Genomic DNA, 20,410 nt, shown 5'->3' with positions numbered 1-20,410 from the left:
GTGCCACCTCAAGCGGTTAGCAGGCAGTGAATCGGGTCTGTTTCTGACCAATCGGCTTCTGGAGGGGATCAGAAGCCGACACCGATTCACACCTGTCTGACGGATTGCCGCGAAATTAAGCGGAGATCGGGGAGCGCCAGTCGTCGGAGCCGGAAGTGCCGGATACTTCGTGAGTCCAGACGATCTTGCGGTACGTGAAGTACACGTCTTCCAGGTGAGTGAAATGAGCCATGTTCGGGTCCTGGCAGTTCGGCATGCGGGACTGCACGTCAACGATGATGGCGTCTTCCAGCTCGATGGTGAAGTAGTGTTCCTGAGTACCAGTAGCAGAAGTGCGGTACCACTCCAGGCGGCACTTGCTCAGGCGCTCGCCGGAGGTCAGTGCGTTGAAGATCAGCGGAGAGGACTTGTCGAAGACCTTGGTGATCATCAGCGGCTTGTGTACACGCTGACCAGTCGGCTGACCGGACTGCGGATCGCGTGGGATGATGACCTGGTGATTGAAAGCCTGAACCAGAATCTGGTCTTCATGGCCTTCCTGGAAGATGTTGCCGACGGAGTCTTCCGTGAAGGTGCCTGCAGTGATCAGACCTTGCTTGGTGCCTTCGAGGGACAGATACGCGGGTGTTGGCATGATGCTCTCCTTGCCTGAATAGTGGGCCCTTGGCCCGGGAGCCATACCTATTACAAACCCTGTGCCAATAAAATAAAGTCCTTACTAATCAATCAGTTATGATTTAATGAAGTGTGTGCCGCATGAGCTTTGCGACAGCTGTCACATAAAGGTGCGCAGCTTTTTGCGCATTAAGGCAGAAATCTTGCGCACTACGCTAGAAGCGAGTGAACTCGCCTTGTCTGTGCTTTTTTCGAGGATGTGGACGGGTGAGGGTGTGCCAAAAGTTGCGCTGTAGACGGGTTGTCTTATGGCTTCAGTGCAAAGATGTCCATTACGCGAAATACTAAGTGAATGAATGACCTGGCGTCGATGTAGTATAAAGACGTACCACTACATGCCTTTTCCACCTCTGCTAGTCGAGTGCCGCTTGTGAACCTGATGCAACATATCGCCCAGTCGCGCCATTTATTGCGCAAGTCTGAGCTCAAGGTGGCTGAGCACGTCATGCTGGATCCTGCGGCTGTCATGCACAGTTCGATGGCGGATCTTGCTCATGAGGTAGGGGTTAGTGAGCCAACTATCGTGCGGTTCTGCCGTGCTATTGGGTGCGATGGTTTTCAGGACTTGAAGCTGCGTCTGGCCCAAAGTCTGGCTTCAGGGGCGAGCTTTGGACAGTTCGCCATCCATGAGAACGACTCGGTTGTGGATTTCAGCCTGAAGATTTTCGATACCACGCTGCACACGCTGATGGATATCCGCGAGCGCTTGGACATGCAGGCGCTCGAGCAGGCTATCGAAGAGATTTCCAAGGCCAAGCGGGTAATGTTCTATGGCTTTGGCGCTTCTGGCGCCGTGGCGACGGATGCCCAGCACAAGTTTTTCCGTCTTCTGCTCAGTGCGTTTGCCTATTCTGATCCCCATATGCAGGCGATGTCGGCGGCAACCCTGACGCCGGATGACGCGGCGATCTGTATTTCCCAGTCGGGACGCTCGAAAGACCTGTTGATCACGGCCAACCTGGTCCGGGACAGTGGGGCCAAACTGATCACGATCTGCCCAAGTCAGACGCCTTTGGCAGAGTTAGCCAATGTCAGCCTGACGATCGATGTGCCGGAAGATACTGAGATCTATACGCCGTTGACATCACGTATTGCACACCTGGTCATTATCGATGTGCTGGCGATGGGGGTGGCGATGTCCCGAGGCCCGACGCTGGTCAACCACCTCAAAGGTGTCAAGCGCAGTCTGCGAAGCCTGCGGTTATCACCCAAGAGCATCAAACATCAGGACGAGCGCGACTCGCATTGATGATCAGGTGCAGCTCTTCGGCTGTCCCTTAAGCTTCACCAAGGCTTCGCCAAACCGTCATCTTTCCTGAGCAGGCTAAAGGCTCCACCTTTGCTTGGGAGATACGGTATGGCCATGTCTATGGACAGCGATTTTCTCGACGCCAAAACTCGCCGTAAACTGGCGGATCAACGCCGAATGGCCTTTCGACGTGCCATTGAGGATCGCAACGAGCAGTTACGTCTGGAGCAGGAGTTAACGGATTATCCCGAACTATTTTCTGCTTCGGTCGCTATGAGCGCTCAGCTCTCAGCGCACTGATTCGTTCGGCTAGCGCGGCGATTCGACTCCGTTCTTCCCGAATGAAGTTAAAAAACGCCTGTGCCACAGGAGACAGGCGTTTGCTGCGCGGATGAACCACGCACCAGCTGCGGCAAAGTGGAAGCTCCTGTACCGATAGCTCGCACAGTACGCCAGCCTTAAGCTCTCGGTGAACAGCCAGTCGTGGAAGCAGTGCAATACCCAATCCGGCAATGACACCTTCCCGTATGGCTTCCAGCGAGGTCAGTTCTTGCACGTCTGAAAAGTGGGCTCGCTTTTGCTTGAAGTACTCGTCACACGCCTGACGGGTGCCGGAGCCCGACTCTCGTACCAGCAGCGGACAATCGCTCAGATCCTTCAAGGTAAGGCTGCCGGTTTGGCTGACAGGATGTTCCGGAGCGGCCACTGCAACAATCTCGTTGTTGAGAAAGGGAAGAAACTCCAGGTCTCTGTCTGACGGTACCAGAGACATGATCATGATTTCGTCACGGTTTTCAGACAGCCGTCTGAGCATGTGATCGTGGTTGCCTACGCAGAGATGAACACTGACCTCCGGGTGCTGCTGCTTGAAGGCAGCGAACAGATGGGGCGCCAGGTATTGCGCGCTGGTTTCTACTCCCAGACGGAGTTGTCCGTGAAGCGAGCCCAGGAGATTGGAGAGCTGCATATCGAGACTGTTGAGGCGTCCAAAGATATCCTGTCCGGCGCGCAGCAAGGCATCGGCGGCTTCGGTCAGGTAAAGGGTTCTGCCACTGTATTCAAACAGTGGTTGTCCGAGCAGCTCTTCCAGCTGGCGAATCTGCAGGCTGACGGCCGGTTGCGTTAGGGCCATGACGTCAGCTGCACGGCTGTAGGAGCGTGTCTCGCATACGGCCTCAAACACTTGCAGCTGACGTAAGGTGATACGCATCAAGGGTTTACGCATGGCTGGGCCAACCTCATCGTTGATCTATAAGTAATACCTTATAGATACGCTAATAATTATTGATTTTCCATAATCCTTATTGCCGTCTAGGTTTGTGAGCGAACAAGAACAAATGCCCAAAGGGCTCCTAATCTCGCTCAAGAGGCCAGCGTGTGATCAAGAAAATCCTCATCGCCAATCGTGGCGAAATCGCGGTGCGTATCGTGCGTGCCTGTGCCGAAATGGGTATCCGTTCGGTAGCTATCTATTCAGAGGCTGACCGCCATGCGCTGCATGTAAAACGGGCCGATGAAGCACATAGCATCGGCAGCGATCCGCTCGAAGGCTATTTGAACCCTCGCAAGCTCGTAAACCTGGCAGTTGAGACTGGGTGTGATGCGTTACATCCGGGATATGGCTTCTTATCCGAGAATGCTGAGCTGGCAGAGATCTGTGCGCAGCGCGGGATCAAATTTGTCGGCCCTAGTGCTGAAGTTATTCGGCGGATGGGAGACAAGACCGAGGCGCGTCGCAGCATGATTGCAGCAGGCGTGCCCTGTACCCCAGGCACCGAAGGAAACGTAGCCGATCTGAATGAGGCACTGATCGAAGCAGAGCGCATCGGCTATCCGGTGATGCTCAAGGCCACGTCTGGTGGTGGCGGCCGTGGTATCCGGCGTTGTAATAGCCGTGAAGAACTAGAGCAGGCCTATCCCCGCGTCATTTCCGAAGCAACCAAGGCGTTTGGTAGTGCTGAAGTATTTCTCGAGAAGTGCATCGTCAATCCCAAGCATATCGAAGCTCAGATTCTGGCGGACAGCCTGGGCAATACCGTTCACCTGTTCGAACGGGACTGCTCGATCCAGCGCCGCAACCAGAAGCTCATCGAGATTGCACCCAGCCCGCAGCTGACACCTGAGCAGCGTGCCTATATTGGCGATCTGGCGGTACGCGCTGCCAAGGCGGTCGGATACGAGAATGCCGGTACGGTGGAGTTCCTGCTCGCGGAAGGCGAGGTGTACTTCATGGAGATGAATACCCGGGTTCAGGTCGAGCATACGATCACCGAGGAAATCACCGGGATCGATATCGTTCGTGAGCAGATCCGGATTGCCGCTGGACAACCGCTGTCGGTCAAGCAGGAGGACATCATCCATCGTGGATTTGCCCTGCAGTTTCGTATCAATGCGGAAGACCCTAAAAACAACTTTCTGCCCAGCTTTGGGAAGATCACCCGCTATTACGCACCTGGTGGCCCTGGGGTGCGCACGGATACCGCCATCTATACCGGCTATGTGATTCCACCGTTCTACGACTCCATGTGCTTGAAGCTGATTGTCTGGGCGCTGACCTGGGAGGAAGCGCTGGAGCGGGGCCTACGGGCGCTGGATGACATGCGGGTGCAGGGTGTGAAGACCACCGCACCTTATTACGAAGCGATTTTGCGCAACCCGGAATTTCGTAGCGGCCAATTCAATACGAGCTTTGTGGAAAGCCATCCAGAGCTGACGCAGTACTCGATCAAGCGTAACCCCGAGCAACTGGCCCTGGTCATCGCGGCCGCCATTGCCGCCCATGCCGGCCTGTGAGGAAAACAAGAATGTCCAAGAAGATCTTTGTTACCGATACCGTGTTGCGTGACGCACACCAATCCCTGCTGGCAACGCGCATGCGTACGGAAGACATGCTGCCCATCTGCGACAAGCTGGATCGGGTCGGGTATTGGTCACTGGAAGTCTGGGGCGGCGCGACGTTCGATGCCTGTGTGCGGTTTCTGAAAGAAGACCCGTGGGAGCGTTTGCGCACGTTGCGGGCTGCCTTGCCCAATACTCGTTTGCAAATGCTGCTGCGGGGCCAGAACCTGTTGGGTTATCGCCACTATAGCGACGATGTGGTCGAGGCCTTTATAGCCAAGGCGGCGGAAAACGGAATCGACGTCTTCCGGATTTTCGATGCCATGAACGATGTGCGCAATCTGGAAACGGCTATCAAGGCCGTCAAGAAAAGTGGCAAGCACGCCCAGGGCACTATTGCCTACACAACCAGCCCGGTACACACCGTCGAGGCGTTCGTCGAGATGGGTCGGACCATGGCGGGCATGGGCGTGGACTCCATTGCGATCAAGGACATGGCTGGGTTGCTCACACCGTACGCGACGGGCGAGTTGGTAAAGGCCCTGAAAGAGGCCCTGAATCTGCCGGTATTCATTCATTCCCACGATACTGCCGGTGTAGCTGCCATGTGCCAGCTCAAGGCGGTGGAAAACGGAGCGGATCATATCGATACCGCTATTTCCAGCCTGGCGTGGGGGACCAGCCATCCGGGGACCGAATCCATGGTTGCCGCGTTGCGTGGAACGCCCTATGACACGGGGCTGGACCTTGAGCTGCTGCAGGAGATCGGTCTGTACTTCCATGCCGTTCGCAAGAAGTATCACCAGTTCGAAAGCGAATTTACGGGAGTGGATACGCGCGTACAGGTCAATCAGGTGCCGGGCGGGATGATTTCCAACCTGGCCAACCAGCTACGCGAGCAGGGTGCACTCAATCGCATGGGCGATGTGCTGGCAGAAATTCCCCGTGTACGCGCCGATCTGGGTTATCCACCGCTGGTGACGCCGACATCGCAGATCGTTGGTACCCAGGCCTTTTTCAATGTTCTGGCGGGAGAGCGCTACAAGACCATCACTAATGAAGTGAAACTGTATCTGCAGGGCCGTTACGGCAAGGCACCCGGCAAGGTCTGCGAGCTGCTGCGCAAGCGAGCCATTGGTAATGAAGAAGTGATCGAGGTACGTCCAGCCGACTTGCTCAAGCCGGAACTCGATAACCTGCGCCGAGAGGCAGGAGAGCTTGCCCGGTGCGAGGAAGATGTCCTGACGTTTGCCATGTTTCCGGATATCGGACGCAAGTTTCTGGAGGAGCGTGCAGCCGGAACCTTGCAGCCTGAAGAACTGCTGCCCATCCCGGATGGAAGCGGTACGCCTCTGGCGCGTGAAGGCGTGCCGACTGAGTTCGTGATTGATGTACACGGTGAAAGCTATCGGGTGGATATCACTGGTATCGGCCTGAAGAGCGAGGGCAAGCGGCACTTTTATCTGTCCATTGATGGTATGCCGGAAGAAGTGGTCTTCGAGCCGCTTAACAGTTACGTTTCGGGCGGTGATGGCAAGCGCCGTCAAGCCAGCGCGCCAGGGGATGTCAGTACGACTATGCCGGGTAATATTGTCGATGTATTGGTCAAGGAAGGTGATGTGGTCAAGGCGGGTCAGTCGGTACTCATCACCGAGGCGATGAAAATGGAGACCGAGATCCAGGCCTCTATCAACGGAACCGTCAAGGCTGTACACGTGGCGAAAGGCGATCGCGTCAATCCAGGCGAGGTTCTGGTCGAGATCGAGGCTTGAGCCAACGGCAGAGCTGGTAGCGCTTAAAAAGCGGCCCGCTCTGCCGTCCAACGGGTGTGTTGATGTGCCAGAGCTTCCGGCAGGAGGGGCTCCGCCAGGAAAAAGCCCTGGGCCAGATCGCACCCCAGCTCACACAAGAGATCCAGGTGCTCCTGGGTCTCGATACCCTCAGCAATGATTCTGGCACCAAACGCGCTGCTCATGTCGACCAGAGACTTGAGCAGGGCCCGGCGCTTATCGGCATCTTCCACCTGAATAATGGAAGAATCGATCTTTACGGTATTGAACGGTAGCGCAAGCAGATAGGCGATATTGGAATGTCCAGTGCAGTAGTCATCCAGCGATAGGCGGATACCGGACGCTTGCAAGGTGGCGAACGTCTCACGCACCTGTGGGGTGATGTTCAAGGGAACACCTTCGGTCAACTCAAGGATCAGGCGTGAAGGCGCCAGCTTGGTTTCTCTCAAGACCTCGGCTACCCGCGCGGCGAAATTTGGATCGGCGAATTGCAGCGGCGAGACATTTACCGAAAGAGAATAGGCCTTTGGCCATTGAACGGCCTGATGGCAGGCGGTACGCAGGGCCCACTCGCCCAGCTCCAGGATGAATCCGCTTCGCTCGGCCAGAGGGATGAAAAAGTCAGGTGATACCAGACCCCGGGCCGGGTCATCCCAGCGGAGCAGGGCTTCATAGCCGACGACTTCAGTGCTCGAGCAGTCATGGATCGAGTGGTACTGCATGTACAACCGACCCTCATCCAGAGCGCGACGCAAGTCGGCTGGCTTCAATTCGGGCAGGCCATCGGAAGTCTCGAACAGTTGGCTGTCCGCTCGGCTGGCCAATGCAATCTGATTGCGGCCCAGTCGCTTGGCCCGGTAAAGCGCGCGGTCGGCGAACTCGATCAGTTGCGACTGATCATCCGGCTGAGGTGCTGCCTGATCGCTGCACGCTGCGCCAATGCTGATGGAGACGATGAGCAGCTCATCGCCCCGGGCCTGATGAGGAATGCCCAGTGTTTCAATGGCGGCCCGCAGGCGCTCGGCCGTGATATGGGCCTGTTCTAAGGTGCAGTTAGGCAGAAGAACGGCAAATTCCTCACCTCCATACCGGGCCAGCAGATCGACTTCACGCAGCTGCTCACGCAAGGCAGAAACAATGCACTGTAGGCAGTTATCACCGGCCGGATGCCCATACAGATCGTTGAAGCGCTTGAAGTGGTCAACGTCCAGGATCAGCAGAGAGAAAGGCGCACCGCCTGCTTCGTACCGATTCCATAGATCATCCAGTTGTGCGACGAAATAGCGGCGGTTGGCGATACCGGTCAGCGAGTCGGTATCTGAAAGCGTCTGCAGGGTACGGTTCGTACTGGAAAGACTCTGAACACGCAATTTTTCCCTGAGATTAAGCAGATAGGAATACCGCTCCGAGCGCTCCAGCCAGAAATTGGCCAGTAGGGAAAAGGCACCGGTGACCAGAGCAATGCAGGTAGCAAACAGCCCTTGGGGAAAGGTCATGTTTACGGTAAAGGCGCAGCCCACGATGATTGGAAGTACCAGTATCGTAAAAGGCAAAGCGTATCGGAATGGCAACGCCGTGGTGTTATTAGCGTAGATCAGGATCAAAGGAAGTGAAAACAGACACAAGGCTCTGTCCGGTGACGAGGACGACAGGATAATGGCTACCGCGGCGATAAATCCTGCAAGGCAGGGCAGCCAGGCACAGACCTCCCTGAGTCGATAAGAATTCGTTTTCTTCAGGGTAAAAAGACAGGCCAGTGTTGGCAGCGAGGCGCAGAAGAGGTGCCAGAGAACGGCTTGAAAGAAGATGTCCTTCAACATTAGCCATTCACAGAAAAGAAAGCTGTTGTAGGCAAAGAAGGCCGTTACGTGAGACCGATAGATATGTCGCTTGCGTCGCCTGTGGATATCGTCTTGGTATTGATTCTCGACCATGGCGCTAAACATCAGCACGCGAGACGGATAAGCAATATCAATCTCGATTTGCTTGCCAAGATCGCTGGATAAGGTCATGCCGGAACCTGTTTGAAAGTGCGAAGCTCACGGTAGAGCTCATGAATGAGCAGCACCTGGCCTTTTAGGGATGTAGCGTTTTGCCATCACCAAAAGACCAAATTTAGCGAAATAGTTCACGTCCTGTAATCTTCACCGGACCAGCGGACTAATAGCCGTCTTAATGGTGGATATGACATTTAGATATTGGTATCGCGCTAATTCTTGACTAAAATAGTCAGGCTTAATGATGTCGAGGATTCTCAATGAGCCTTTCTATTACGTCCACGGCGCCTCGCCAGATCACCACGCCAGTAGTGGCGCTGGGGCTGGTGGTTCTGGGGGCTGTGTTTTTGGATATGGCTGTCAGCGGACGGCAAGCCTTACTGTTCATTCTGGGCGGTGCACTGGGGCTGACGCTTTATCATGCCGCTTTCGGATTCACGTCTGCCTGGCGGGTGTTCATTCGTGACCGGCGTGGCGCGGGCCTGCGTGCTCAGATGCTCATGCTGGCCATTGCCGTTGTGCTGTTTTTCCCGGCCCTAGGTGCCGGTACGCTATTTGGCCAGCCGGTTACCGGCCTGGTATCGCCTGCGGGCACTTCCGTTGTAGTTGGTGCCTTCATTTTTGGCATCGGTATGCAGTTAGGCGGCGGCTGTGCTTCCGGTACCCTGTTCACAGTGGGGGGTGGTAATGCACGTATGCTGGTAACGCTGCTGTTCTTCGTGATTGGCTCCGTTATCGCTACGCATCATCTGGGCTGGTGGTTCGCGTTGCCTTCATTGCCCAAGATTTCCCTGGTGACCAGCCTGGGCGTTGTGCCAGGTATTGCAGTCAGCTTGGCGCTGTTTGCCTTTATTGCCTGGATGACTGTGCGTCTGGAGCGTCGTCGCTATGGCAGTCTGGAAGCGACGGTACCCAATGAGCATCAAGGCGCAGCGCGCTTTCTGCGTGGGCCGTGGCCGCTGGTCTGGGGCGCTATTGCCTTGGCGATCCTGAACTTCTGTACGCTGGCCCTGGCGGGTCGTCCGTGGGGGATCACGTCAGCCTTTGCGGTCTGGGGTGCCAAAGGCGCTCAGCTGCTAGGTATCGATGTTGCCAGCTGGGACTTCTGGCAATTGCCGGCTAACGCCAAGGCTCTAAGCCAGCCCGTGTGGTTCGATGTTACCAGTGTGATGAATTTCGGCATCATCCTGGGTGCGCTGATTGCTGCGGGTCTGGCTGGACGCTTCGCGCCCAGTCTGAAGATTCCGACGCGCTCGCTGGTAGCTGCCATGATAGGGGGCCTGCTCCTGGGCTATGGCGCACGTTTGGCCTACGGTTGTAACATCGGGGCGTATTTTAGTGGTATCGCCTCCGGCAGTCTGCATGGCTGGCTGTGGCTGGTCGCAGCCTTTATCGGCAACAGCGTAGGAGTCCGTATTCGTCCGGTGTTCTTCCCGGGTGAACGTCCTGCTACTCAGCTGACCGGTTGCTAAGCGGTAGGTGAAAAAAAGGGCCCTTTGGGGCCCTTTTTCGTATGGCTTATTCGCCAAGCTCGCCGCAGAGATCCTGCTGCAGCCAGTGGTTGATCTGTTCAGGTGCTAAGCCCGAGCCAATCAGCACCTGCAGTTTGGCGACAGCCGCCTCGCGTGTCATGCCGCCACCCGACACAACGCCGCAGGCACGCAGCTTGCTGCCTGCCTCGTAGACATCGAGTTCGACGCCCCCTTCGTGGCACTGCGTGACGGCAAGCAGTACAACGCCCTTGGCAGACGCTTCGCTCAGGCTGGTCAGGAAGGCATCATTGTCGCTGGGACCTGTTCCGCTGCCATAGCATTCGAGCACCAGGCCCTGCACGCCGGTACCTACAAGGGCAGATACGTGCTGAGCCGAGATGCCCGGAAACAGTGGTAGAACCGCTACTTGGGCAACCTGTCTGGCTTGGCCTGCCTTTAGCTCGGCGGGTACAGCCTGACGTGGTTGGGCCAGCCGCTGGCGCGCCAGTGTCTTGAATGGATGACGGCCAAAGCTGCGAATCTTGCTACAGCGGGCCGCATGTAACAGCTCGCCGTGAAAGTAAACGTGCACGCCCTGGGGGGCACCGCCTGCAAGCGTCTGCAAGGCACCGTCCAGGTTTTCCCAGGCGTCGCTGTCCGGTACGCCGGCCGGAAGCATCGAGCCTGTCAGTACAACAGGAATATCGAGCCCCAGCAGGTGAAAACTCATTGCCGCCGCGGTGTAGGCCAGCGTATCGGTTCCATGCAGCACCAGTACGCCGGTGTAGCCCTGTTCGGCTGCCTCGACTATAGCTGCACTGAGCGTTAGCCAATAGGTTGGCGTCATGTTGGCGCTGTCCATCAGAGGCAGCACCTCCTGGAAATGCCACTCCGGTAACGCCCGCTCAGGCGCCTGGGCCAGAAAGGCACGCATGCGTGCCTCAAAGCCTGAGGCCGGCGCCAAACCGTTTTCGGTGGCCTGCATGCCGATGGTGCCGCCGGTATAAAGCACCATTAGGCGTTGTGAGTGACCGGTTTGAATCATGGCTTTGTCATGTCCTTGGCCGAGGCAGAAACTTTCCAGACCGCCGGATCAAGATCCAGATCGGCAAAGCCTTTGGGGTCGAATGTTGGAACCTTGTTTCCTGCCCGGATCTGACGGTCATAGTCACGCATGATGCGCAGCCCCACCTTGAACAGGAATGCCAGGGAGATCAGGTTGACCACTGCCAGCAAGCCCATGGTGAGGTCGGCAAAGCCGAACACGGTAGTCAGGTCTTGTTGTGAGCCCCAGATCACCAGCGCCACCACCAGAATCCGATAGATCATCAGCGCCACGCGGCTCTTGGTGAAGAAGCTCAAGGCATTCTCACCCAGATAATAGTTGTAGATGATCGTTGTGAAGGCGAACAGCAGCAGGGCGATACTGATGAAGACACGGCCCCACTCGCCAACCGTCGCGGCCAGTGCCGTCTGGGTCAGAACAACACCGGGGATATCGGCGCCCGGCTCATAGACGCCAGACAGCAGGATGATGAGTGCGGTAGAGGTACAGATGATCAGGGTATCAATGAATACGCTGAAGGACTGCACAACGCCCTGGGCTGCCGGGTGGGAAACTTCCGCTACGGCGGCCACGTTTGGAGCACTACCCAGACCCGCCTCGTTGGAGAACAGGCCACGCTTGACGCCCATCATCAGCGCTGCACCCAGGCCACCGGCAAACGCAGGTTCAAGGCCAAAGGCACTGCGTACGATCAGGGTCAACGCCTCGGGAACACGATCAATGTGTAGAACGATCACACCCAGCGCAATGGCTATGTAAGACAGCGCCATTACCGGTACCAGAATGTCGGCTACCTTGGCGATCCGTACCACGCCACCAAAGATGATCAGGGTTATTACTGCCGTGAAGGCCAGTCCAGTAACCAGTGTAGGCAGGCCCAGCGAGTCGGAGAGCGAGGAGGCGATCGTATAGGACTGCAGTGCGCTGAAGCCCAGACCAAACGTCACCAGCAGCAGGATCGAGAACAGGATACCCAGCCAGCGCTGCTTCAAGCCATGCTGAATATAGAAAGCAGGGCCGCCCCGGTACAGGCCGTTGCCATCGCTACGCTTGTACAGCTGGGCCAATGCACATTCGAAATAACTTGTAGCCATACCCAGCAGGGCTACTACCCACATCCAGAAGACCGCCCCTGGTCCACCCAGCGTAACGGCAACCGCAACCCCTGCAATGTTACCGGCACCTACACGGCCCGCCACGCTAAGCATCAGCGCCTGGAAGGAACTCAGCTGGCCGGGTTTTCGTTGAAAGGCTTCACCAAGGATGCCGAACATGCTGCCTAAATAGCGGAACTGCACGAAGCCCGAAAACAAGGTAAAGACAATACCCAGGCCAATCAGGCCGACAATGAGCAGTTTGCCCCAAAGAAAGTCATTCAGGAGATCAAGCATGAGTGCTTTCGCCTAATTGTAGTAATGGAAGCACCTGGGCTCCGGATAATTCCTGGCCAAGGCATTATGTGGGCGAGCGGTAATCCATCAATGGGATATCCGCTGCCTTCAGTGCCAACCCAAGGGTATGACAGAACCCCTAAATCGCAAGGTGTGCGAGCCGGAAACACGGCAGGCGGCAAGGTTGGCGCGCGTATCATCCAGAAGAGAGGAGAAGAGATCAAATCTAACTGCCTCAAAGGATCTATTGAAACAGTGCTGCTTGTTGCAACGGGCAAGCGGTAAAACACCTGCCTTTGATAATGTATGTGGCTGATAAGCCTGATTTAGAGAGCTTCAAAAAAAAGCGGGCACCCGAGGGCACCCGCTCAAAGCTCCTCACGAGGGGGTGTGAGGAGCGCCGGTTAAGCGTTGAGTTTTTTCGGCGCCAGGCGCGGAGCGATCATATTTTCCGGGCGCAGAATGTCAGCCAGGGTCATCTCGTCGAGCAGGTTTTCTTCTCGGACCAGCTCCAGCACACCACGGCCGGTTTCCAGCGCCATACGCGCAATACGGGTCGAGTTCTCGTAGCCGATGTATGGGTTGAGCGCCGTGACAAGGCCAATGGAATGCTCCACCAGCTCGCGGCAGCGGTCGACGTTGGCCGTGATGCCATCGATGCAGTGCTCGCGCAGCATGTCCATGGCGCGCTTGAGCAGGCGGATCGAGTCAAAGATCTTGTAGGCGATCAAGGGCTCCATCACGTTAAGCTGAAGCTGTCCGCCTTCAGCTGCCAGGGTCAGCGCCAGATCATTGCCGATCACCTCGAAGGCGACCTGATTAACGGCTTCTGGAATAACGGGATTCACTTTACCCGGCATGATCGAACTGCCTGGCTGGCGGGCTGGCAGATTGATCTCGTTGATGCCGGTACGCGGGCCGCTGGAGAGCAGGCGCAAGTCGTTGCAGATCTTGGACAGCTTGACCGCCAGGCGCTTGAGCATGCCGGAGAACAGTACGAAGGCACCCATGTCGGAGGTGGCCTCGATCAGATCGGCGGCAGGCTTGAGCGGTTGGCCACTGATTTCAGCCAGGCTGCGCACGGCCAGGGTTTGATAACCAGGGTCCGCATTAATGCCGGTACCGATAGCCGTACCACCCAGGTTCACTTCGGTCAGCAGGTCCGGCGCAATGGTTTTCAATTTGCCCAGATCCTCGCCCAGCGTAGTAGCGAAGGCACGGAACTCCTGGCCGAGGGTCATCGGTACAGCGTCCTGAAGCTGGGTACGACCCATCTTCAGAACACTGGCGAATTCCACCGCCTTGCCTGACAGCGACTCGATCAGGTTCTCCAGGCTAGAGAGCAGGGTGTCATGGCCCAGCAGCAAACCCAGGCGGATCGCTGTTGGGTAGGCATCGTTAGTGGACTGCGCCATGTTTACATCATTATTCGGGTGCAGGTATTTGTATTCACCCTTGCCATGACCGAGGACTTCCAGCGCTACGTTGGCGATAACCTCGTTGGCGTTCATATTGGTGGACGTACCCGCGCCACCCTGAATCATGTCCACCACGAACTGGTCGTGGTATTCACCGTTGATGATCTTGGTACAGGCCATCACGATGGCTTCGTACTTGTCTCCCGGCAGATAGCCCAGGCGATAGTTCGCCTCGGCAGCGGCCTGCTTCACCATCGCCAGCGCAACGACCAGCTTGGGGTAGTGAGACAGCGTAACGCCGGAGAGGCGGAAGTTGTTGACCGCACGCAGCGTCTGAATGCCGTAATAGGCTTCAGCGGGGACTTCGAGGGTACCAAGCAGATCTTTTTCGAGGCGAGATAATGCAGATTCGGACATGATAGGGGATCACTTCCCGGTGGGTGGCAAAAGCCTGATGCGTTATACAATAAGGCTTCCAGCCAGACGCTGACCAATGCTGTATCGGCGCACCCTATGCCGAAATTGCATATGATGTGATGTGACGCGTCAGGATCGGCAGGCGTATCCATCCCCTTGAGTATGACCATGAACCTTGAACTGAAATGGCTTGAAGACTTTATTGCCCTGGCTGCCACCCATAGTTTTTCCCAGGCGGCCGAGCGCCGCTTCGTGACTCAACCTGCGTTCAGCCGACGCATTCGCAGCCTGGAGCAAAGCCTGGGGCTGACCCTGATTGACCGATCGCGTACACCAGTATCGCTGACCGAGTCCGGACAGCTCTTTCTGGTCACCGCGCGCAGTGTGGTGGAGCAGCTTGGCGAAGTGATCCGCCACCTTCATCACTTGGAAGGCGGGCAGGGCGAGGTGCTGCAATTTGCGGCGGCACACTCCCTGGCGCTGGGGTTCTTTCCGGGATGGATTGCTCGTCTGCGAAGCGAAGGGCTCAACATTGCGAGTCGCCTGATTGCCACTAACGTCGGCGAAGCGGTTCATGCCTTGAGGGAAGGCGGCTGCGATCTCATGATGGCGTTTTACGATCCCGACGCCGCCTTGCAGATGGACCCGGAGATCTTTCCCTCCATTCATCTGGCGCTGACCTCAATGCTACCCGTTTGCGCAGCCAGGGAAGACGGCTCGCCGTTGTACGACCTGGAGAGTGGGCAGAACTTTCCCTTGCTTGCCTATAGTGCCGGGGCCTTTCTCGGGCGCTCGGTCAATTTGCTGCTACGTCAGCGCAAGCTGCGCTATACCACTGTCTACGAGACGGCCATGGCCGATAGCCTCAAGAGCATGGCCTTGCAGGGGCTGGGTATTGCCTGGGTTCCGCAGCTGAGTGTGACCGCTGAGCTCTCCCGGGGAGAGCTAGTACCCTGTGGCGGTGAGCAATGGCAGATTCCACTGGAGATTCGCCTGTATCGCTGCTCGCTCGTGCGCAAGGCAGCGGTGAGGCTGTTATGGCGCAAGCTCGAAGCAGGCGCCGGGACGACTGCGTGAAGTGCCTCTGGACAGGCGGCCAGACATGAAATAGCCCGTCGCTATAAAAGGTCGTTCAACCCCTTTGTCCGGTCTGGCTTTACGGTATACTCAGTGGCCCTTGAGGCCGGTCTACATACCGGTCTGCATATACAAGCCACGTGCGGTCCTCCGACGTGGCTTGTTGGTTTCTGATGCGCCTGCGGGCGCCTGACAAGAGGCACGACGATGAGCGCACTCGTAGGCGTGATCATGGGCTCCAAGTCCGACTGGTCTACCTTGAGCCACACCGCCGACATGCTGGAAAAGCTGGGCATTCCCTTTGAAGTGAAGGTGGTCTCTGCCCACCGGACTCCCGACCTGCTGTTCCAGTACGCTGAAGAAGCGGCGGGGCGCGGCATCGAGGTCATCATTGCAGGCGCAGGCGGTGCAGCACACCTGCCAGGTATGTGTGCAGCCAAGACGCATTTGCCTGTACTGGGCGTGCCGGTGCAGTCTTCCATGCTGTCAGGCGTCGACTCACTCCTGTCGATCGTACAGATGCCCGCGGGCGTTCCTGTCGCCACCCTGGCCATCGGTAAGGCGGGCGCGATCAACGCGGCGCTGTTGTCGGCCAGTATTCTGGGCAGCAAGTATCCCGAGTATCACGAGGCGCTGAATCGCTTCCGTGAGGAGCAGACGCGTACCGTTCTGGACAATCCGGATCCGAGGGAAGCCTGATGAAAATCGGAGTCATCGGCGGTGGCCAACTGGGCCGCATGCTGGCGCTGGCGGGTACTCCGCTGGGTATGGATTTTGCATTTCTGGACCCTGCTCCGGATGCCTGCGCTGCCGCATTGGGCGAGCACATTCGAGCCGACTACAGCGACCAGGATCATCTGCGTCAGCTGGCGGATGAGGTCGATCTGGTCACATTCGAATTCGAGAGTGTGCCCGCTGAAACCGTCGCGTTCCTATCCCAGTTCGTTCCGGTTTTTCCCTCGGCGCAAGCCTTGCGTATCGCCCGTGATCGCTGGTTCGAAAAAACCATGTTCAAGGATCTGGGCATCCCGACGCCTGAGTTTGCCGACATCCAATCCCAGGCTGACCTTGACGCTGCCGCCGTACGCATCGGTCTGCCGGCTGTGATGAAGACACGTACCCTAGGGTATGACGGCAAGGGTCAGAAGGTCCTGCGCAGCCAGGCGGATGTCGAAGGCGCCTTTGCCGAGCTGGGTAGTGTACCGTGCATTCTTGAAGGCTTTGTGCCGTTTACTGGCGAGGTATCGTTGATTGCCGTACGTGCTCGTAACGGCGAGACACGTTTCTATCCACTGGTACACAACACCCATGAAAGCGGAATCCTGCGGCTGTCTATTGCTAGTACAGATCATCCCTTGCAGGCGCTGGCGGAGGACTACGTAGGCCGTGTACTCGACAAGCTCGATTATGTCGGCGTGCTGGCGTTCGAGTTCTTTGAGGTCGATGGTGGGCTGAAAGCCAATGAGATTGCTCCTCGTGTGCATAACTCTGGTCATTGGACCATCGAGGGCAGCGAAAGCAGCCAGTTCGAGAACCATCTGCGCGCTGTGGCTGGATTGCCGCTGGGCTCAACCGCGAAGGTAGGTGAGAGCGCCATGCTTAACTTCATCGGCAAGGTCCCGGCCGTGGAGCAGGTTCTGCAAATCGACGATTGTCACCTGCATCATTATGGCAAGTCATTCAAGGCGGGCCGCAAGGTTGGGCATGCCACACTGCGTTGCAGCGATGCGGCCACATTAAGGGCACGTATTGCTGACGTCGAAACCTTGATTAAAGCGTGACCGAAACGGGCCCTCTTCGCACGAGGGTCCGAGTTCCGCTTCGCTTGATAAAAATTCGCTGAACCCCTGCGTTTTTCTTGCTGTCGGATTAAGCAAGCGGCACATGCCGTATCGAGCAAACCACAGAAGGGGAAAGATTCATGGGCATTATTGGAACCATCATCATCGGCCTCATCGTTGGCTTGATCGCACGTTTCCTCAAGCCTGGCGACGACAGCATGGGTTGGATCATGACGATCATCCTGGGTATCGTCGGCTCGCTGGTTGCCACCTACGGCGGTCAGGCTATCGGTATCTACCGTGCAGGCGAGGGCGCCGGTTTCATTGGAGCAGTCGTCGGTGCCATCATCGTCCTGTTCATCTGGGGTATGGTGACCAAGCGTCGTTAATTTCCCGTCCGGGCAGTTGGGTTCAATGCCAAGAAGCTTCACACTAGTGCAACCCAATTGCCCGATACTCTTCTTGCCATGCGCTATCTCATCCTCGCCGTACTGCTTCTTTTTTCCCAGATTACAACTGCCGTAGCCCGAGAAGGCGAGCCGCCTGAGACCGATTGGCTGGCCCTCATGCCAGAATCGGATCGCAAGGCACTGGAAGACATGCCCGAGATCACCCATGACACGCCCGAATTACCAGGCGGTTTTGAGAGCAAGGGCGGACTCAAGCAAAAAGACAGCAACCTGCCGGCCGTCATGCATTCCACGCGCACAGTGGCTGCCATGAATGGGAAGACAATTCGCCTGGGCGGTTATCCGGTTCCGCTGGAAAGCAACAGCAAAGGCAATTTCACTGAATTTTTCCTGGTGCCCTATCCAGGTGCCTGCATCCATGTTCCACCGCCACCGCCTAACCAGATCGTACTGGTGCGCTTTCCAAAGGGCGTTCCCTTACCGGATATCTACGAGCCTTATTGGGTTATAGGGGCGATGAAGATCGAAAAGGTGGATAACGATCTGGCCGAAGCCTCATATGCCATCGACGCTACTAAAGTCCGTAAAGTAGAAGAAGCCGATCTGTAATCAGTGCAAGCGATAAAGCTATAAAAAAGCCCGACATGATCGGGCTTTTTTATTTAGCGGCTCGCGGGCGCGAAACGTTTGTTCAGATACGCAATGATATCGTTGGACTCATACATCCAGGCGGTACGGCCTTCTTCCTCGATCCGGAGGCAAGGCACCTTGATACGTCCGCCACCTGCCAACAAGGCTTCGCGGTGCTCCGGATCCTTCTTGACGTCACGTAGAGCAATGGGCAGGTTCAGCTTGTGCATGGCTCGGCGCGTCTTTACGCAGAATGGACATGCCTGAAACTGATACAGCGCAAGTCCGGCTGTTTGCTCTTCTACCTGCTTCTGCGCTTCGGCGCTTCGCTTGAGCTTACGCGGGCGTGTCAGCAGATCCAGCCCAACAATGGTTTGGCCCAGGCCAATTCGCAGCGCCTTGATCAACATGTATGGCTATCCCTATAGATGTGAGGCGGGGGAGTTTACCCCATTGCACCGTAACGGAACGGCAATTGGTCGGCGTGAAGCTGCTATCGATGCGATTGAGAAAATGGGTATGGGGCGGAGCGCTACCCGAACCCATGAATTCTTTGCCTTTCTGATCGGTCACATAAACAAGAAGCCGATTACTAAGGATGTCCTATGCCTCTCGACCCAAAGATGCAACAAGCCTTTCGTGAGATCGCTAGCACCATTGAAGGCATCGATACAGAGGTCTATGAGAAGTACCAAAAGGATCCACTGGATCCCATTATTGGCTTGGGGCGTAAGGATGCACCTGTTGGTTTCTTTGGCCGGGATCCGGGGCGTGATGAGGTCAAATACGGCGAACCCTTTATCGGTGCCGGCGGACAGATCGCTCGCAAGGTCATTTATGAGCACTTGCATGGCAAGCCCATGCCAGACTTTGACGCGGGCCGCTCCCTGAGCCAGGAGTTTTTCTGGGCCAACACCGTGCCGTATAAGCCCATCGGCAATAAAGCCTGGTCCGAAAAAATCAAGAAACGCTTTCACCCACTCATGCGACAGTTATTAATCGAACAGTGGCATGGCCGTACCATCATCACTTTCGGCCGCGAGGCCTTTCTCTGGTTTGCCATCGACCAGCCCAAAGAAGAGAAACAACGCCTGGAAGCCTTCTGGAAAAGCGAAGATCGTTTTACAAACCATACCGAGGCCACGCTGACAGCAGAGGAGGGGAAAGGGCACGTGTTTACGCTATACCCACTTCCACATCCCTCGCCCTTGAATCAGGCATGGTTTGATAAGTTTCCGGGGCTTTTAAAAAAGAGACTTCAAGAGCTTCCGGAATAATAATTATCTATTCAGCTTTAGACTATTAATATAATATAACTTATATAATGGAGGAAGTAGTACAATTAAGTAATGCTGCTTAATAACTGAAATTAATATGGTTTGTTTTGATGTGTGTTATTTTTTGGGCGTAACTCTAAAAGTAAGCTTATTCTTTTTTTGGTTAAATCTGTTTTGCATTTATTTGTTTCCGTTTCATGAGCTAGCGTTCCCTCTTTTATTTCAAAAGTCTTTAATTCACAGTCAGCGTCTCTAAGTTTTATCCAAGTTCTCTGTGAGGTTATTAGTTTTTTTTATTAAGGAGTCTCCTATACCTACTGAAGGTTTGTTCTCCTTTTTTATTTCTTCTATGAGATTTTTGTAAGTTTCATTTAGTTCCCTGTCGGCTCTGGAATAATCAAGTTTAGAACATTTAAAAATTTGTTGAGTATTCTCTATATTAGCGCATGTTGTGCTAAGGTCTTCTTGAGCTTTTGCTTTTGGCAAAAAGAGAGCAATAATCACAAGGGGAAAAATTTTATTCATTACGGTTATTTCCATGGTTTCTTAGATAGTTTGCTCTATGTCTTGCCGGCTCATATTGTCTCATTGTTTGATTGTTTTCTATGTAATGAATGAGAATGTCCCTATTGTTAAGCATTCCAGCTTTCATTGGGGCCGGCCCTTTAGTGAATCCTTGGTATACAAAGTCTACCAGTATTTCTCTAATGGCAATATCAAGATTTTCCCAAGGGGTTCTTTCCACCTCATCTACTGTCCAAGTATTATAATTGTTTCTTGCTCTTTCTAAATAATCAGGATAGATAATATTGAAAAGATTTATCTGCTGGTCCATAGTTATGGTGCCAATGTCAGATTTGTATTCGCTTACAAATTCGTTCGCACTGTTTCCTGTTTTCCATGGGCTAGGGAGATTTTGTTA

The 20,410-nt window shown here is 55.5% G+C and carries 21 protein-coding genes; 11 read left to right on the top strand and 10 right to left on the bottom strand.

Annotated features, from left to right (window positions below):
• Positions 1 to 115: 115 nt before the first annotated feature.
• Complete coding sequence (locus PLU01S_RS00345) at positions 116 to 634, bottom strand: Hcp family type VI secretion system effector (RefSeq protein WP_010796308.1); 519 nt, start codon at positions 632 to 634, stop codon at positions 116 to 118.
• Positions 635 to 1,045: 411 nt separating this feature from the next.
• Between PLU01S_RS00345 and hexR the strand changes: the two genes are divergently transcribed.
• Both hexR and PLU01S_RS00335 read left to right on the top strand, forming a co-directional pair.
• Positions 1,046 to 1,924, top strand: a complete 879-nt coding sequence (gene hexR / locus PLU01S_RS00340) for a transcriptional regulator HexR (RefSeq protein ID WP_026004183.1) — start codon at positions 1,046 to 1,048, stop codon at positions 1,922 to 1,924.
• Positions 1,925 to 2,032: 108 nt separating this feature from the next.
• On the top strand, positions 2,033 to 2,224 hold the full coding sequence (locus PLU01S_RS00335) for a PA3496 family putative envelope integrity protein (RefSeq protein WP_010796306.1): 192 nt from the start codon (positions 2,033 to 2,035) through the stop codon (positions 2,222 to 2,224).
• Here the strand turns inward: PLU01S_RS00335 and PLU01S_RS00330 are convergent.
• Positions 2,196 to 3,149 (bottom strand): LysR family transcriptional regulator, encoded by a 954-nt coding sequence (locus PLU01S_RS00330; RefSeq protein WP_074820887.1) that lies wholly within the window; start codon positions 3,147 to 3,149, stop codon positions 2,196 to 2,198. The genes PLU01S_RS00335 and PLU01S_RS00330 overlap by 29 nt on opposite strands.
• Before the next feature lie 152 nt (positions 3,150 to 3,301).
• On the opposite strand from PLU01S_RS00330, the gene PLU01S_RS00325 reads away from it, so the two are divergent.
• Positions 3,302 to 4,717 (top strand): acetyl-CoA carboxylase biotin carboxylase subunit, encoded by a 1,416-nt coding sequence (locus tag PLU01S_RS00325; RefSeq protein WP_010796304.1) that lies wholly within the window; start codon positions 3,302 to 3,304, stop codon positions 4,715 to 4,717.
• Positions 4,718 to 4,728: 11 nt separating this feature from the next.
• Entirely contained in the window at positions 4,729 to 6,534 is a 1,806-nt protein-coding gene (gene oadA / locus PLU01S_RS00320) for a sodium-extruding oxaloacetate decarboxylase subunit alpha (RefSeq protein WP_074820884.1), read from the top strand.
• Positions 6,535 to 6,557: 23 nt separating this feature from the next.
• Here the strand turns inward: oadA and PLU01S_RS00315 are convergent, their stop codons facing one another.
• Positions 6,558 to 8,564, bottom strand: coding sequence for a putative bifunctional diguanylate cyclase/phosphodiesterase (locus PLU01S_RS00315; protein ID WP_074820881.1), 2,007 nt, complete (start codon positions 8,562 to 8,564; stop codon positions 6,558 to 6,560).
• A 245-nt stretch (positions 8,565 to 8,809) separates the two neighbouring features.
• On the opposite strand from PLU01S_RS00315, the gene PLU01S_RS00310 reads away from it, so the two are divergent.
• Complete coding sequence (locus PLU01S_RS00310; RefSeq protein WP_074820878.1) at positions 8,810 to 10,021, top strand: YeeE/YedE family protein; 1,212 nt, start codon at positions 8,810 to 8,812, stop codon at positions 10,019 to 10,021.
• A gap of 46 nt (positions 10,022 to 10,067) precedes the next feature.
• On the opposite strand, the gene PLU01S_RS00305 is transcribed toward PLU01S_RS00310, so the two are convergent.
• From PLU01S_RS00305 to aspA, 3 genes are all read right to left on the bottom strand, one after another.
• Positions 10,068 to 11,066 (bottom strand): asparaginase, encoded by a 999-nt coding sequence (locus PLU01S_RS00305; RefSeq protein WP_074820875.1) that lies wholly within the window; start codon positions 11,064 to 11,066, stop codon positions 10,068 to 10,070.
• Positions 11,063 to 12,478, bottom strand: coding sequence for an alanine/glycine:cation symporter family protein (locus PLU01S_RS00300; RefSeq protein ID WP_074820872.1), 1,416 nt, complete (start codon positions 12,476 to 12,478; stop codon positions 11,063 to 11,065). The genes PLU01S_RS00305 and PLU01S_RS00300 overlap by 4 nt, the downstream gene beginning before the upstream one ends.
• A gap of 404 nt (positions 12,479 to 12,882) precedes the next feature.
• A complete protein-coding gene (gene aspA, locus PLU01S_RS00290; RefSeq protein WP_074820866.1) occupies positions 12,883 to 14,313 on the bottom strand; it encodes an aspartate ammonia-lyase in 1,431 nt (476 codons plus the stop codon).
• A gap of 168 nt (positions 14,314 to 14,481) precedes the next feature.
• On the opposite strand from aspA, the gene PLU01S_RS00285 reads away from it, so the two are divergent.
• The 5 genes from PLU01S_RS00285 (at position 14,482) to PLU01S_RS00265 (ending at position 18,190) form a co-directional block, all read left to right on the top strand.
• Positions 14,482 to 15,390, top strand: a complete 909-nt coding sequence (locus PLU01S_RS00285; protein WP_074821665.1) for a LysR substrate-binding domain-containing protein — start codon at positions 14,482 to 14,484, stop codon at positions 15,388 to 15,390.
• A 207-nt stretch (positions 15,391 to 15,597) separates the two neighbouring features.
• On the top strand, positions 15,598 to 16,089 hold the full coding sequence (gene purE, locus PLU01S_RS00280) for a 5-(carboxyamino)imidazole ribonucleotide mutase (protein ID WP_074820863.1): 492 nt from the start codon (positions 15,598 to 15,600) through the stop codon (positions 16,087 to 16,089).
• Positions 16,089 to 17,171, top strand: a complete 1,083-nt coding sequence (locus PLU01S_RS00275) for a 5-(carboxyamino)imidazole ribonucleotide synthase (RefSeq protein ID WP_074820861.1) — start codon at positions 16,089 to 16,091, stop codon at positions 17,169 to 17,171. Before purE ends, PLU01S_RS00275 begins: the two co-directional genes overlap by 1 nt.
• 140 nt (positions 17,172 to 17,311) lie before the next feature.
• Positions 17,312 to 17,560 (top strand): GlsB/YeaQ/YmgE family stress response membrane protein, encoded by a 249-nt coding sequence (locus PLU01S_RS00270; protein ID WP_010796294.1) that lies wholly within the window; start codon positions 17,312 to 17,314, stop codon positions 17,558 to 17,560.
• 78 nt (positions 17,561 to 17,638) lie between these two features.
• On the top strand, positions 17,639 to 18,190 hold the full coding sequence (locus tag PLU01S_RS00265) for a DUF3299 domain-containing protein (RefSeq protein ID WP_019367492.1): 552 nt from the start codon (positions 17,639 to 17,641) through the stop codon (positions 18,188 to 18,190).
• A 53-nt stretch (positions 18,191 to 18,243) separates the two neighbouring features.
• Here the strand turns inward: PLU01S_RS00265 and PLU01S_RS00260 are convergent, their stop codons facing one another.
• The gene (locus PLU01S_RS00260; RefSeq protein ID WP_010796292.1) at positions 18,244 to 18,621 is read right to left on the bottom strand and encodes a glutaredoxin family protein; all 378 of its coding nucleotides are present in this window, start codon (positions 18,619 to 18,621) and stop codon (positions 18,244 to 18,246) included.
• A gap of 195 nt (positions 18,622 to 18,816) precedes the next feature.
• Here PLU01S_RS00260 and PLU01S_RS00255 point away from each other — a divergent pair, with 195 nt between their 5' ends.
• A complete protein-coding gene (locus PLU01S_RS00255; protein WP_074820860.1) occupies positions 18,817 to 19,488 on the top strand; it encodes a uracil-DNA glycosylase family protein in 672 nt (223 codons plus the stop codon).
• A gap of 92 nt (positions 19,489 to 19,580) precedes the next feature.
• Here the strand turns inward: PLU01S_RS00255 and PLU01S_RS26380 are convergent, their stop codons facing one another.
• Genes PLU01S_RS26380 through PLU01S_RS00240 form a run of 3 tightly spaced genes read right to left on the bottom strand, consistent with a single transcriptional unit; the run spans position 19,581 to position 20,323 of the window.
• The gene (locus tag PLU01S_RS26380; protein WP_353681960.1) at positions 19,581 to 19,751 is read right to left on the bottom strand and encodes a lysozyme inhibitor LprI family protein; all 171 of its coding nucleotides are present in this window, start codon (positions 19,749 to 19,751) and stop codon (positions 19,581 to 19,583) included.
• Complete coding sequence (locus PLU01S_RS00245; protein ID WP_074820857.1) at positions 19,741 to 20,013, bottom strand: lysozyme inhibitor LprI family protein; 273 nt, start codon at positions 20,011 to 20,013, stop codon at positions 19,741 to 19,743. Before PLU01S_RS00245 ends, PLU01S_RS26380 begins: the two co-directional genes overlap by 11 nt.
• A complete protein-coding gene (locus PLU01S_RS00240) occupies positions 20,006 to 20,323 on the bottom strand; it encodes a lysozyme family protein (protein WP_083397798.1) in 318 nt (105 codons plus the stop codon). The genes PLU01S_RS00245 and PLU01S_RS00240 overlap by 8 nt, the downstream gene beginning before the upstream one ends.
• Positions 20,324 to 20,410: the final 87 nt, after the last annotated feature.

It is taken from the genome of Pseudomonas luteola NBRC 103146 (assembly GCF_002091675.1).
GTDB lineage: Bacteria > Pseudomonadota > Gammaproteobacteria > Pseudomonadales > Pseudomonadaceae > Chryseomonas > Chryseomonas luteola.
Note: the sequence above shows the minus strand (reverse complement) of the source record. Positions and strands in the feature narration are given on the sequence as shown.